The organism is Maricaulis sp., assembly GCF_017642925.1.
Lineage (GTDB): Bacteria > Pseudomonadota > Alphaproteobacteria > Caulobacterales > Maricaulaceae > Maricaulis.
In genome coordinates this window covers 22,084-33,862 of the sequence record NZ_JAEPOL010000021.1, presented here as the reverse complement: position 1 = coordinate 33,862, position 11,779 = coordinate 22,084, and the positions used below count along the sequence as shown (strand labels likewise).

The 11,779-nt window shown below is 67.1% G+C and carries 12 protein-coding genes; 5 read left to right on the top strand and 7 right to left on the bottom strand.

Annotated elements, in window-relative coordinates; translation table 11 throughout:
• The first annotated feature begins 36 nt into the window (after positions 1-36).
• Together JJ918_RS14985 and JJ918_RS14980 are read left to right on the top strand one after the other, a co-directional pair.
• On the top strand, positions 37-312 hold the full coding sequence (locus tag JJ918_RS14985) for a hypothetical protein (RefSeq protein WP_291889074.1): 276 nt from the start codon (positions 37-39) through the stop codon (positions 310-312).
• Between the two features lie 159 nt (positions 313-471).
• Entirely contained in the window at positions 472-2,481 is a 2,010-nt protein-coding gene (locus tag JJ918_RS14980; protein WP_291889071.1) for a hypothetical protein, read from the top strand.
• 12 nt (positions 2,482-2,493) lie between these two features.
• On the opposite strand, the gene JJ918_RS14975 is transcribed toward JJ918_RS14980, so the two are convergent.
• Genes JJ918_RS14975 through JJ918_RS14955 form a run of 5 tightly spaced genes read right to left on the bottom strand, consistent with a single transcriptional unit; the run spans position 2,494 to position 7,204 of the window.
• Positions 2,494-3,144, bottom strand: a complete 651-nt coding sequence (locus JJ918_RS14975; protein ID WP_291889068.1) for an ABC-type transport auxiliary lipoprotein family protein — start codon at positions 3,142-3,144, stop codon at positions 2,494-2,496.
• Positions 3,141-4,091 (bottom strand): MlaD family protein, encoded by a 951-nt coding sequence (locus tag JJ918_RS14970; RefSeq protein ID WP_291889066.1) that lies wholly within the window; start codon positions 4,089-4,091, stop codon positions 3,141-3,143. The genes JJ918_RS14975 and JJ918_RS14970 overlap by 4 nt, the downstream gene beginning before the upstream one ends.
• Positions 4,092-4,093: 2 nt before the next feature.
• Positions 4,094-4,870, bottom strand: a complete 777-nt coding sequence (locus JJ918_RS14965; protein WP_291889063.1) for an ABC transporter ATP-binding protein — start codon at positions 4,868-4,870, stop codon at positions 4,094-4,096.
• A complete protein-coding gene (locus tag JJ918_RS14960) occupies positions 4,867-6,021 on the bottom strand; it encodes an MlaE family lipid ABC transporter permease subunit (protein ID WP_291889060.1) in 1,155 nt (384 codons plus the stop codon). The genes JJ918_RS14965 and JJ918_RS14960 overlap by 4 nt, the downstream gene beginning before the upstream one ends.
• Positions 6,022-6,031: 10 nt before the next feature.
• Positions 6,032-7,204 (bottom strand): MFS transporter, encoded by a 1,173-nt coding sequence (locus JJ918_RS14955; protein WP_291889057.1) that lies wholly within the window; start codon positions 7,202-7,204, stop codon positions 6,032-6,034.
• A gap of 121 nt (positions 7,205-7,325) precedes the next feature.
• Here JJ918_RS14955 and JJ918_RS14950 point away from each other — a divergent pair, with 121 nt between their 5' ends.
• From JJ918_RS14950 to JJ918_RS14940, 3 genes are read left to right on the top strand one after another with little or no spacing between them, the layout of a single operon-like run.
• Positions 7,326-8,630 (top strand): glycosyltransferase family 4 protein, encoded by a 1,305-nt coding sequence (locus tag JJ918_RS14950; protein WP_291889054.1) that lies wholly within the window; start codon positions 7,326-7,328, stop codon positions 8,628-8,630.
• Entirely contained in the window at positions 8,624-9,343 is a 720-nt protein-coding gene (locus JJ918_RS14945; RefSeq protein WP_291889053.1) for a class I SAM-dependent methyltransferase, read from the top strand. Before JJ918_RS14950 ends, JJ918_RS14945 begins: the two co-directional genes overlap by 7 nt.
• Positions 9,343-10,440: a hypothetical protein gene (locus JJ918_RS14940; RefSeq protein WP_291889051.1), complete on the top strand. Its 1,098-nt coding sequence runs from the start codon at positions 9,343-9,345 to the stop codon at positions 10,438-10,440. Before JJ918_RS14945 ends, JJ918_RS14940 begins: the two co-directional genes overlap by 1 nt.
• On the opposite strand, the gene JJ918_RS14935 is transcribed toward JJ918_RS14940, so the two are convergent.
• Positions 10,397-11,002: a class I SAM-dependent methyltransferase gene (locus tag JJ918_RS14935; protein ID WP_291889048.1), complete on the bottom strand. Its 606-nt coding sequence runs from the start codon at positions 11,000-11,002 to the stop codon at positions 10,397-10,399. The genes JJ918_RS14940 and JJ918_RS14935 overlap by 44 nt on opposite strands.
• Entirely contained in the window at positions 11,002-11,667 is a 666-nt protein-coding gene (locus JJ918_RS14930; protein WP_291889045.1) for a hypothetical protein, read from the bottom strand. Before JJ918_RS14930 ends, JJ918_RS14935 begins: the two co-directional genes overlap by 1 nt.
• Between the last annotated feature and the right edge of the window lie 112 nt (positions 11,668-11,779).

Here is an 11,779-nt window from a genome sequence, read left to right as displayed (position 1 = left end):
GAGGGGTTGAATCGGATCGTAGGGTGCACGTTTGGGATGATCCAGTTTCTCGCTTCGCTGATTGAATGGCTCGCGCTGGCGGCCTTGTCGTCCGTCGGTATCGAGGTCGAAGCGGTCGATTGTGCCGCGGTCGGCCCGGCCGAGTACCGGACCATCTCCGCCGTCTATGTGACCGGTCAGGATTATGCCTTCCAGGGCGTGGGTTACAATGCGACATCGCTGAGCGATTGCGCGGATGCAGCGGGCAGCCTGTTCCGGATCGATGAGACACCGCGCCTGGTGTCCGAGCCGCCGCAGTCCTACCGCAGCTGATCCCCGCCATCGACCGCAGGTTTTCCCGGCAAATACCGGTTCCGCATAGATTATCTGTGTGTCCGGCGCGCATTTGCGCCTATTCTCTGCCATAATGAACAATCCGGCGCGCGCAGGGCTTGATCCGGCGCCGGGTACAGGCAGCCAATCGGGCGCGGAATGACCAGATACACCCAGGACCAGACAATCGAACTGGCGGAGATGAATATGGCGGATGACGCTCAGGATTCACCGGTCGCCACGGCGCAGTCGCATGCGCTGTCCACCCAGGCCTCACAGAACCCGCAATGGGACGATGCCGGCGGCAAGTCCAGCGGCAACTGGATGGTCTGGCTGGGCAATACGTTCGCACTGCTGTGGATCGGCGCCGCGGGCGCTTTCATCTGGGGATATCTGGGCATCCAGTCGCTGGACGCGCTGGCGCGATACGGTTTCGGCCAGCTGACCGGTCTTTCGGTGTTCGCCATTGCTCCGGCCCTGCTCTTCATCATGAGCGGCCTGATGGCGCGGGAAGTCGTCCGCAGCGGCCGCAATACGCGGCGCGTCGAGATCGCCCTGCGCAAGCTCGTTGAACCGGCGCGCTATGCCGAACATGAAGTCCAGAGCCTGTCCGACGCCGTGTCCGACGAGGTCGAGCGGATCAATGCCGCGCTGGAAAGCGCCCTTGCCCGTCTTGCTGCCATGGAAGAGGTCATCGCGCACCATGCCGATACGCTGGAACAGTCGGCGACCGATGCGCGCGACCGCGCCGAAGGCCTGCTGAAGGATCTGCGCAGCGAACGCCTGCGCCTCGGCGAGGTCTCGGAATCGCTCGATGACAAGGCGGCCCTGATCGCCGCCGCGATCTCGGACCAGTCGAAAATGGTCGCCGCAGCCGCCGAGCTCGCCGCCTCCCAGGCCAGCGACAGCGAGAAGCGTATCCGCGCCAGCCTGAGCGATCTGGATGCTGCCGGCACGGCGATCGTCGAGCGCAGCGACCAGGCTGCGATTGTCATCACCGAACGCGCGGACCATCTGCGCGACCTGTCTAACGGTCTCAAGGAACGTTCGGAAAATCTCGACGCGGCTTATGTGAAACACCGCCAGCGCCTGAGCGAGGCCAGCGAGGCGCTGCGCCAGGAGCAGGAAAAGATCGCTGCCGCGCTGGACTTCCACAAGGCCGAGCTGGAAGTCATGGCCAGGACCGCCCAGGAAGGCGCCGGTGCGCTGAAGTCGGCGGCGTCCTCCGGTGCCGAGGCTTTCCGCGAGGCGGTCGATGCCGCTCTGGCGCGGGCCGACGACATGGCCGGCCGGGTCCGTTCGGAGACCGAACACGCCGCCAGCGAACACGAGGCCGCCCTGGCCCGCCTAATCGCCTCCGCACAGGAGGCCAAGGAGGTTTCCGAAGCCGCCATCGAGGCGATTGAGAAACAGGCGGACATCGTCTCCTCCAAGGTCGAGAAGACCAATGAGACGGCCTATGAAGCCGCCCGCCGTTCGGACGAGGCCTTCGAGGCCCGCCTGGCCGAAGCCGAGAAACTCACCCAGCGTGCATCGCGGGCCGCCGACGATGCCGCCGACTCGGTCCGCCGCCGTCTCGAGGCCGTGCTGGAAACCGCCCGCACCGAGAGCCAGTCGGTCGAACGCCAGATCGAGACCATGACGCAGCGTCTGGCGGAAATGCCCGTCATGGCGCGCGACCGGGCCCAGGAAGCCGCCGACGCCCTGCGCCGCGGGCTGGACGGGCTGAATGCCGCGGCCATGGCCGCCGCCGAGGAAGCGCAGGAAATCGACGCCGCCTTCCAGGCCCGCATCCGGCAGAATTACGAATTGCTGAGCGATTTCATGCTGCGCATGGGCAGTGTGGCCGGCGGCCGGCGCGTGCCCGATCTCGGTGCCAACGAGCTGCCGGACCCGCTGCAGCGGCGGCGCTCGTCGCCCGCGCCGGATACCACTGCCGCCGATCCGGACGCGAAGCACGCCTCCGCCCAGGATGGCGAAACACCGGCAGTACCGGCCGAGGAGCGTCCGCGCGGCGACAACAGTGTCGGCTTCCCCGAACGCGGCGGACGGCGGGGCCAGGGCGATCCGGGCTGGCGCTGGAAGGACCTGCTGTCCAACATGCCCCAGGACGAGGACGGCGCACCGTCGCCGTCTGACCGCAAGAAGCGCTCCGACGATCAGACCTGACCCCGGCGGGGGCTATTCGCCGCCGGCTTCGCTGTCCTGCATCTCCGTTGCCATGGCGGTCCAGGCGGCGATATCGCGGCTGATCGAGATCGCGGCCGCATCGAAGGCATCGACGATGGCCCCGGTCCGGTTGTCCGTCGCCCGGCGTTCCGCGGAAAACACCCGCGCGCCCACAAAGCGGCGGCCGTGCTCGGCCACCAGCCGCGCCGCGATACGCACATGGACGGTCGGCGCAGCGCTGTCGCCGTGATCATAGTCCGCCTCGAACTGGCGCAGATCGAGGTGCAACTCGTAATCGGCCCGCACCCCGTCTTCCGGCCGGGCCGGTGCCAGGCGCGCCTGATCGGCGTTGAACGTGTCGATCACCAGGCTCTGCAGCAGACCGGGCGCCGGAGCGATCCAGCGTGCGCCATGGACATAGGCCAGGCTCTGCCCGTCGCGGACCAGTGCGATCTGGTCGCCGGACAGGCCGCGCGGCGCCTGCGGCATCTCGATCTCGATGATCGTCCAGTTATCGCTATTACCGCTCCATTCGCGCGGCTCCGGCGAGGACAGGCGATAGACCGAGACCGGATCGCTCTCGGGCAGCAGCGAGACACAGGCTGCCACCGGCAGCAGGCCCAGCGCGATCAGCGCGGGCTTGAGGAAACGTGTTCCGCTCATTGCGGGACCTCCACGGTTTCACGGGGCGAGCCGGCGACGAAGGCACCGGGATTGCTCTCGATTTCCAGGGCGATGCGCTCCAGCGTCGCGATCAGGCGGCGCAGGTCGGACGAGGCCCGGTTGAGATCCTGCAGCCCGCTGTCGGCGAAGTCCTCCAGCGGCGGCGTAATCGTGCGGATCATGGTGTCGGTATTCACGGCCGCCTGGTTGACCGCCTGGGCTGCCAGCGTGGTCTCGTTGACCGCCGGGGTCAGGTCATTGACCAGGAAGCGCTCGGCGGTGGTGCCGAACTGCTCCAGCGAATTGGCCGCAGCCGAGATGTCGCCGGCCGCCGTATCGATCCGGCCGATCGCCTGGCGCATGTCTGCGATCAGGGCATCCTCGGCACTCAGCCGCTCGGTCAGGGCGCGCAGGTTGGACAGGGTCTCCGACACCTCGTCGACATTCTGCTCGCTGAGCAGGGCCGACAGGCGGAACAGCGCCGTCTGGGCCGCATCGAGCACGTCTTCGGAGCCTTCGAACAGGCCTTCCAGCTGGGCACGCCGGGCGAAGATTTTCGGCGGCTGGCGGCCGGGCGGGCTGAGCAGGCGCTGGGCATTCGGCGAGCCGCCCGAGATCAGGATATAGGACAGGCCCGTCAGACCCTGCGGTTCGAGCTGGGCGAAACTGTCCACCCTGACCGGCGTCTGGGCGAGCACGCGGACCCGGGCGATCACCCGGCTCTGCTCGTCCAGTTCCAGCTCGATCACCTCGCCGACCTGGATACCGTTGAAGCGCACCTCGCCGCTCTCGCGCAGCCCGCGGACAGGCCCGTCGAACACGATATCGTAGAGCGCATAATCCTCGTCGAAGGAGACCTTGCCCAGCCAGAGGGCGAAGAAGCCGAGTGCGGCGGCAAGCAGGACGGTGAACAGGCCGACCAGCGCGTGATGGGCTTTGGTTTCCATGCCTAAATCTCCTTTCCGGCCAGCGCGGCGCGGCCGCGCGGACCGTGGAAGTATTCCTGGATCCACGGATGCGGATGGTCCAGCAGTTCGCGGAGCGGAGCGACAACCTCCACCCGCTTGTCGGCGAGTACGGCCACCCGGTCGCAGATCGCGTAGAGACTGTCGAGATCGTGGGTGATCATCATGATGGTCAGGCCCAGCGCCCGCGACAATTCCAGCACCAGGCTGTCGAAGGCGGCCGCGCCGATCGGATCGAGCCCCGCCGTGGGCTCGTCGAGAAACAGGATTTCCGGGTCCAGCGCCAGCGCCCGCGCCAGCGCCACACGTTTGCGCATGCCGCCGGACAGTTCCGCGGGAAAGCGTGTCGCGGCTTCCGGCTGCAGCCCGGCCAGGCCGATCTTCATGCCGGCGATCTCCTCCATCAGCGAGATCGGCATGTCGACATGCTCGCGCAGCGGCGCCATGACGTTTTCCAGCACGTTCAGCGAGGTGAACAGGGCGCCGTTCTGGAACAGCACGCCCCAGCGGCTGTCGACGCGGCGGCGCTCGGCCGTGCTCATCTCGTCAAACAGCCGGCCATTGAGCCGGATCTCGCCGGCCGCCGGCGTCATGAGACCGAGAATGGCGTTCATCATCACCGTCTTGCCGGTGCCCGAACCGCCGACGACGCCCAGGATCTCGCCGCGGCGGATGTCCAGGTCGAGATCGTCGTGCACCACGTGATCGCCGAACTGGGTACGCAGGCCACGCACGGAGATGAGAACGTCCTCTCCGCTCATATGCCCAGCTCCAGATACATCATGGCGAACAGGGCCTCGAGCACGATGACGGTGAAGATGGACTGCACCACCGACGCCGTCACCCGGCGCCCGAGCGATTCCACATCGCCACGCACCTGCATGCCCTGGCGGCAGCCGATGATCGCCACGACCAGGCCGAACACCGGCGCTTTCGACATGCCGACCCAGAAATGGCTCCAGTCGAGTTCCGAATGGAAACGGGTGATGAACAGGGTCGGCGAGATATCCTGGGCGGACCAGGCGACCAGCATGCCGCCGAAGATTCCGGAAATCATCGCCCCGAAGGTCAGGAGCGGCGTCATCAGCACACAGGCGACCACGCGTGGCATGACCAGCGCTTCATACGGGTCGAGGCCCAGCACGCGCATGGCATCGATTTCCTGCTGCATCTTCATCGCCCCGATCGAGGCGGTGAAGGCACTGTCGGACCGGCCGGCCAGCATGATCGCGGTGATCAGCACGCCGAATTCCCGCAGCACGGCAATGCCGACGAGTTCGACGGTAAAGACCGAAAAGCCGACGCTGCGCAGCAGGTTGGCGCCCATATAGGCGACGACCGCGCCGATGAAGAAGGACAGGACGGCGACGATCGGCAGGGCATTCACCCCCACCTCTTCCATCGCCCAGACCGTCGGTGTCAGCCGGAAACGCCAGGGCTGGGCCGCCATGCGCAGCCCCGTTGTCACGGTGCGGCCGAAGAAGGCCATCGTATCGACGGCCTCCATCCAGGCCGCTTCCAGACCGGCGCCGATCCGTGCCGTGGCCCCCATGAAGCCGAAGACGGGTTCGCTTTCGGGCTGGCAGATCGTGGTACGCGAGCGTACTTCCTCGATCAGCCGCCGGGCCGTGGGATGATCGCCGCGGTAATGAATATCGCCATCGGGTTCGCTGCAGCGGCGTGTCGCCCGGCCAAGCAGATAGGCGCCGGCCGTGTCGATCCGGCCCAGCCCGTCCAGGTCGATGACGATATCGCCCGGCTCGCTGTTCTCCTCGACGGCGCGAATGGCTGCGTCCTGCACACCGACGGTATCGACCAGCCAGTCGCCGCTCGGCTCCAGCACGGTGCGTCGCCCGTCCTCCCGGACGGTCAGGCCCGCCGGGTCAGCAGTGATGACAGTTTCTCCCCTCATGCCCCTGACCCTAGTCGAATTTCTCCGTCCGCGGGAGTGCCTGGAAGCGGTGCAGCAGAACTGCGGCAACCAGGCCACACACGGCCGGAATCACCATCAATGCGAACCCGCCCGCGCCGATCCGGGCATAGAAATATCCCGACACCGCCGAGGCCGCGGCCATCACAACTCCGCCGGACAGGGCGGAGTTGAGTGCCTGAGCCAGCGCAGCATGCTCATCGGGAACATGGTCGGACGCGAACCGCAGGAACCCGACATAGGTGGCGGCGAAGGTGAGCGCATGCAAGGATTGCAGTGCGAACAGCGCCCAGAGCGGTGGGGAAAACGCGGTCAGTCCCCAGCGCAGAATCGATGCAACGGCCCCGGCCCCGATCAGCATGGCCGGGCTTGCACGTCCCAGAAGGCCGCGCCCGGACAGCCATAAAAAGCCGATCTCGACGGCAACACCGGTGGCCCACAGCGCCCCGATCGCGGTTCCCGACAGGCCCTGCTCGCTCCAGGCCTTGGCAGAAAATGCGTAGTAGAAGCCATGCCCCGCCTGCACCATGGCCGAAGCCAGAAGCGCGATCCCCAACGGGCCGCCCAGCATCAACAGGATATGCCCCAGCCGGGCATGATCGGCGCTGTGCGTGTCCGGCCGGCGCCCCTCTGGCAACCAGGACGCAGCCAGTGCCAGCAGGCCCGCCCCCAGGATCAGCCAGGCCAGAATGCTCTCCGTGCCGAAACGGTCGATAAGAGCGCCGGCCGAGAAATTCGCGACGATGAACATCGCCGACCCGAAAGCCCGCACCGGTCCGAAGGCAAAGCGGTCGTCGCGGGCTGCGCGCATGGCGAAGGCATCGATCACGGGGATCTGTCCGAACAGCAGCGCGCCGGACAGGAAGGACAGGACCAGCAGCACCCAGGGCAGGGATGACGGTCCGTGCAGACCGAACACCACGACACAGCCAATGGCAAAGACCAGGATCGGATCCCGCCGCCGCACCGCCCGGTCAGACCAGCGCGCGCCGACCGGCGAGACCAGCGTGCGCCCGGCCATGCCGGCCGCAACGATCCAGCCGATCCATTCCGGCGACAGCCCGCGCCCGTCCAGCCATTGCGGGAAATAGGGCAGGAAACAGCCCAGCGTCAGGTAGAAGGCGCCGTAATAGGCAGCGAAGCGGAATGCGGGCGTGCGGATCATCTTGCCTTCCTGGCGTGGCGCTGCGGATCCTGCCATGCAGCAGGCTGGTATGGCACGCTTGGCGAACAATGTTCACTTCTATAGGTTCGCGGTTCGAACACCACCGCCGGAATCACGCGTCATGGGCCGAGATACCCTTGTTTCCACACAGCTGGAAGACACACCGGACGCGGATCCCGTCCGGCCGCTGCGTGTGCTCGTCACCGGCTATCGCTCGCATCCGCATGTCGGCGGTCAGGGTGTCTATATCCGCGAGCTGACGCGCGGACTGGCTGCGCTGGGCCACAAGGTCACTGTCGCCTCCGGTCCGCCCTATCCCGAACTCGATCCCGGCATCGACCTGGTACGCCTGCCCTCGCTCGACCTGTTTGCGGAAGACAATGCCTTCATGGCGCTGCGTGCGAAGCATCTGACCTCCTGGGCCGATCTGTCGGAATGGCTGGCGCACAATTCCGGCGCTTTCGGCGAACTCTATGCCTTTGGCCGCCGCCTCGACCGCTATCTCGCCGACAATGCCGGCGAATACGATGTCGTGCACGACAACCAGACGCTCTCGACCCCCTTCCTGCGGATCGAGCGCCGCCTGCCGGTAATCACCACCCTGCACCATCCCATCGCCATCGATCACGACTATGCCCTGGCCGCCAGCGACGCCTGGTGGAAGGCGCTGCTGACCCGGCGCTGGTACCGGTTTGTGGGGATGCAGGCGCGCACCGCCCGCCGCCTGCAGCGGCATCTCGCCGTGTCCGAAGCCGCGCGCGACACCCATGCCGAACGCTATGGCGTCGCCCCGGACCGCGTTCGTGTCGCCTATAACGGTATCGACCATGATGTCTTCCGGCCGGATCCGTCCATTCCGCGCGAGACCGGGCTGATCGTGACAACGGCCAGCGCCGATGTGCCCATCAAGGGTCTCGACGTGCTGATCGACGCACTCGCGCGCGTTGCCGCAGCACGGCCCAAGGCCCGGCTGCACATTGTCGGACAGCTGCGCGACGGACCGGCCAAGCGCCGGTTGGCCGCACACGGCCTGTCGCAGCGCGTCTCCACCTCCAGCGACCTCACCCGCGCCGAAGTCGCAGACCTCTATCGCCGCGCCCACATTGTCGCCTGCCCGGCGCGGTTCGAAGGCTTCGGCTTTCCCGCCGCGGAAGCCATGGCCTGCGGCGCGGCTGTCGTCTCCAGCGATGGCGGTGCCCTGCCTGAAGTGGTCGGCGATGCCGGTCTCGTCTCGCCGGCCGGCGATGCCGAGGCAATGGCCGCCAATCTCGCCCGCCTGCTCGATGCACCGGCCGAGGCCGCGCAGCTGGGCGAGCGGGCCAGTGCCCGTGCCCGCGCCGAGTTCAACTGGTCGTCCCACGCCCTGGCCGCCTCGCGGCTCTATGCCGAAGCGCTCGCCGAACGGGGGAAAGCCCGCGCATGCTGACCGTCCGCCTCAAAGCGCTCGACCTGGATGCAGGCCAGCGCGTGCTCGACCTTGGCTGCGGCCAGGGACGCCACCTGCACGGCCTCTACTGGGACGAGACGCCGGTCACCGCCGTGGGCGTCGACCTGTGTCATGACGATGTCGTCATCGCGCTCGACAAATTCTTCGAACTGCCGCCGCCCGAGCCGGCCTCGCCGCTGCGCCATGCCGTGCTGGCGACCGCCAACGGGGAGGCCCTGCCCTTCCCCGACAGAAGCTTCGACCGGATCATCTGTTCCGAAGTCCTCGAACACGTGCCCGATCCGGACCGCTTCCTGTCGGAGATTTCGCGCCTTCTGAAACCCGGCGGCATTTTCGTCGCCTCGGTGCCACGCTACTGGCCGGAGGCAATCTGCTGGTGGCTGGCGCCGGGCTATCCGCGCACACCGGGCGGCCATGTGCGCATCTTCCGGCCGGACGCGCTGAAAGCCCAGGTCGAGAAACACGGTTTCCGGCGCTATCTGAGACATTGGGCGCACAGCCTGCACAGCCCCTATTGGTGGCTGCAATGCGCGCTGTGGGACAGCCGCGAGACCAGCACACTCGTCCGCATCTATCGCAAATTCCTGGAGTGGGACCTGCTGGACCGGCCCTGGCTGACGCGGGCGATGGAAGCGGTGCTCGATCCGGTGATGGGCAAATCCGTCGTCATGTACTTCCGGAAGACAGCGTAATGGCGGGCCTGGTCGACATCCGCGCCTGTGCCCGGCACATCGAGGCGCTGCAGCGTCCCGGCGGCGATATTCCCTGGATCGAGGCGGGTATCTGGGACGCCTGGAATCACGGCGAAGGCGCGATGGGGCTGGCGATCGCCGGCCGCGAAGCCGCCGCGCGCCGCGCCCTCGACCATCTTGCCGACCGCCAGGAGGCCGATGGCGGCTGGACCGGCGATCTGGGGGCCTCGGTCCCGCTGGACGATACCAATCGCCATCTCGTCCCCGGCACGCCGGACACCGCCCGCGACACGAACTTCACCGGCTATGCCGCCGTCACCGTGCTGCGCACCCTGCTCGCCATGGGCGCCCTGTCGGACCTGCCGCGCTACTGGCCGATGGTGCAGCGCGCGATGGACTTCATCCTCGCCCACCAGACCCTGCAGGGCGATATCGTCTGGCGTGCCCGCGATGGCGACGAGCCGCTGGAGACAATCGACTCGCTGCGCGCCGGCAATGCCTCGCTCTACAAATCGCTGGAATGCGCCATCCTGATGGGCCGCCTGATGGAGGCCCCGGTCGATCACTGGGCCCAGGCCCGGCGCAAGCTGGGCGCAGTGCTGCGCGAGAACGATGCCCGCTTCGACCGCAAGGGTACGGATCGCCGCCGCTATGCAATGGACTGGTATTATCCGGTTCTCGCCGGCGTGCTGACCGGCGAGGCCGCCCGCGCCCGCCTCTATGCCCGCTGGACCGATTTTGTGAAGCCGGGGCTGGGCTGCCGTTGCGTTTCAGACGAGCCCTGGGTCACGGCAGCCGAAACCGCCGAGCTGGCCCTGGCCTGCCTCGCCGCCGGCAAGCGCGACCAGGCCCGCACGCTGATCGCCGATCTCGCGCCGCTGAAAGCCAAGTCCGGCGGCTACTGGATGGGCTGGCAATTCGTCGAGGAAGTCGTCTGGCCCTATGAGCGCCCCAGCTGGACCGCCGGCGCGCTGATCATGGCGGCCGATGCCCTGGACGCCCTCACCCCGGGCTCCGGGCTGCTGGTGCGCAACTGGGTGGTGGAATATCCGGTCAGGCCAGACGCCGAAGCACTTCCAGCGTTCCTGTCCGCCTGACCGGTTCGAACAGGCCGGAGGCACAGGCCAGCTTCCAGATTTCGTAGGGCGGACGGCCGCCGTCTTCCGGGTTCGGGAAGACGTCGTGAATGGCCAGCAATCCGCCCGGCAGGATGCGTCCGCTCCAGCCGCGATAATCCGCCAAAGCCGCGTCCATGGAATGTCCGCCATCGATGAAGACCATGCCCAGCGGCGTGGTCCAGTGGGCAGCCACGGCCACCGACTTGCCGATCACGGGGATCACACAGTCTTCCAGACCGCCCCGGAACAGCGTCTCGCGCAGGGCCGGCAGTGTTTCCACCGCACCGAGTTCGGCATTGTAGAGATCCGGGTCGTGATACTCTTCGCCCTTCTGGTGCTCTTCCGAGCCACGATGATGGTCGAGCGTGAACAGCACCGTCCCCGCCTCGCGCACCGCCGGTCCCAGATAGAGCGCCGACTTGCCGCAATAACTGCCGATCTCCAGCACCGGGCCGAGCCGTCCGGCCTCGCGTGCACAGGCGGCGAGATCCGCGCCTTCCTCGGGAGCGAGAAAGCCCTTTACGCTATCGGGATCGAGCATCAGGACAGGCTGTCGTCAGACGCATTGCTGCGGCGCAGTTCGACCAGTTCGTCGACGCGCTCGCGCAGGCTGTCGGTGCGGACGGCAAAGAGGTCCCGCTCGGCCACCAGCTGGCTGGCCAGCTCGTCATCTGCCGGCACCGGCATGTTGGCCAGCACCGCATCAAACAGATCCAGCGTATCGCGGGCCCGGGCCGCAACCGTCTCGACATCGCCGATGCTGCGGCTGAGGGCATTGCGCGATACACCGCCGCCCTGGCCGACCAGATCAGCCGCTGCGTTGTCGACCGCGCCGGCCAGTTCCCAGGCCAGGGTCATGTCGGTCAGGAAATGGGCTGCAAAACCGGGCGCGTCGAGCGCGGTTTCATTGGCTTCCAGATAGCGGGCAACAGGCGCGCGGTCAGCGCTGGCGTCTTCGTCCGACTGGCCCGCCAGGCGGCCCATCCAGGACATGGCGGTTTCCATCGATCCGGCTTCGCGGATCCAGCCGCGCGCCCGGGCGACATCCTCGAAATCGGCGGCCGTCCGGCTGACGCTGGCCTGCTGCGGCGAGGCTTCACCGGTTCCGGCAAAGCGGGACGAGACGGAAATCGGGGCACTGGCACAGCCCGCGACGAAGGAACACGCGGCCAATGCCACAAGGAAGCGCCGAAGTCCGGTCATCACGCGGTGTTTTCCCAACAGTCTCTGATTAGCCCCAAGGTGAAAGATGATATAGGGACATGAGGGTCTAGGCTATGGTTTATTGCGTTTACGCCGCGCTAACAGGACAGGACTG

Excerpts from the sequence above, each read along its gene's own strand:
- JJ918_RS14980 (WP_291889071.1), top strand. The coding sequence starts at position 472 with ATGACCAGATACACCCAGGACCAGACAATCGAACTGGCGGAGATGAAT.
- JJ918_RS14940 (WP_291889051.1), top strand. The coding sequence starts at position 9,343 with ATGGCGGGCCTGGTCGACATCCGCGCCTGTGCCCGGCACATCGAGGCG.
- JJ918_RS14945 (WP_291889053.1), top strand. The coding sequence starts at position 8,624 with ATGCTGACCGTCCGCCTCAAAGCGCTCGACCTGGATGCAGGCCAGCGC.
- JJ918_RS14935 (WP_291889048.1), bottom strand. The coding sequence starts at position 11,002 with ATGCTCGATCCCGATAGCGTAAAGGGCTTTCTCGCTCCCGAGGAAGGC.
- JJ918_RS14965 (WP_291889063.1), bottom strand. The coding sequence starts at position 4,870 with ATGAGCGGAGAGGACGTTCTCATCTCCGTGCGTGGCCTGCGTACCCAG.
- JJ918_RS14960 (WP_291889060.1), bottom strand. The coding sequence starts at position 6,021 with ATGAGGGGAGAAACTGTCATCACTGCTGACCCGGCGGGCCTGACCGTC.
- JJ918_RS14955 (WP_291889057.1), bottom strand. The coding sequence starts at position 7,204 with ATGATCCGCACGCCCGCATTCCGCTTCGCTGCCTATTACGGCGCCTTC.
- JJ918_RS14950 (WP_291889054.1), top strand. The coding sequence starts at position 7,326 with ATGGGCCGAGATACCCTTGTTTCCACACAGCTGGAAGACACACCGGAC.
- JJ918_RS14975 (WP_291889068.1), bottom strand. The coding sequence starts at position 3,144 with ATGAGCGGAACACGTTTCCTCAAGCCCGCGCTGATCGCGCTGGGCCTG.
- JJ918_RS14970 (WP_291889066.1), bottom strand. The coding sequence starts at position 4,091 with ATGGAAACCAAAGCCCATCACGCGCTGGTCGGCCTGTTCACCGTCCTG.
- JJ918_RS14985 (WP_291889074.1), top strand. The coding sequence starts at position 37 with ATGATCCAGTTTCTCGCTTCGCTGATTGAATGGCTCGCGCTGGCGGCC.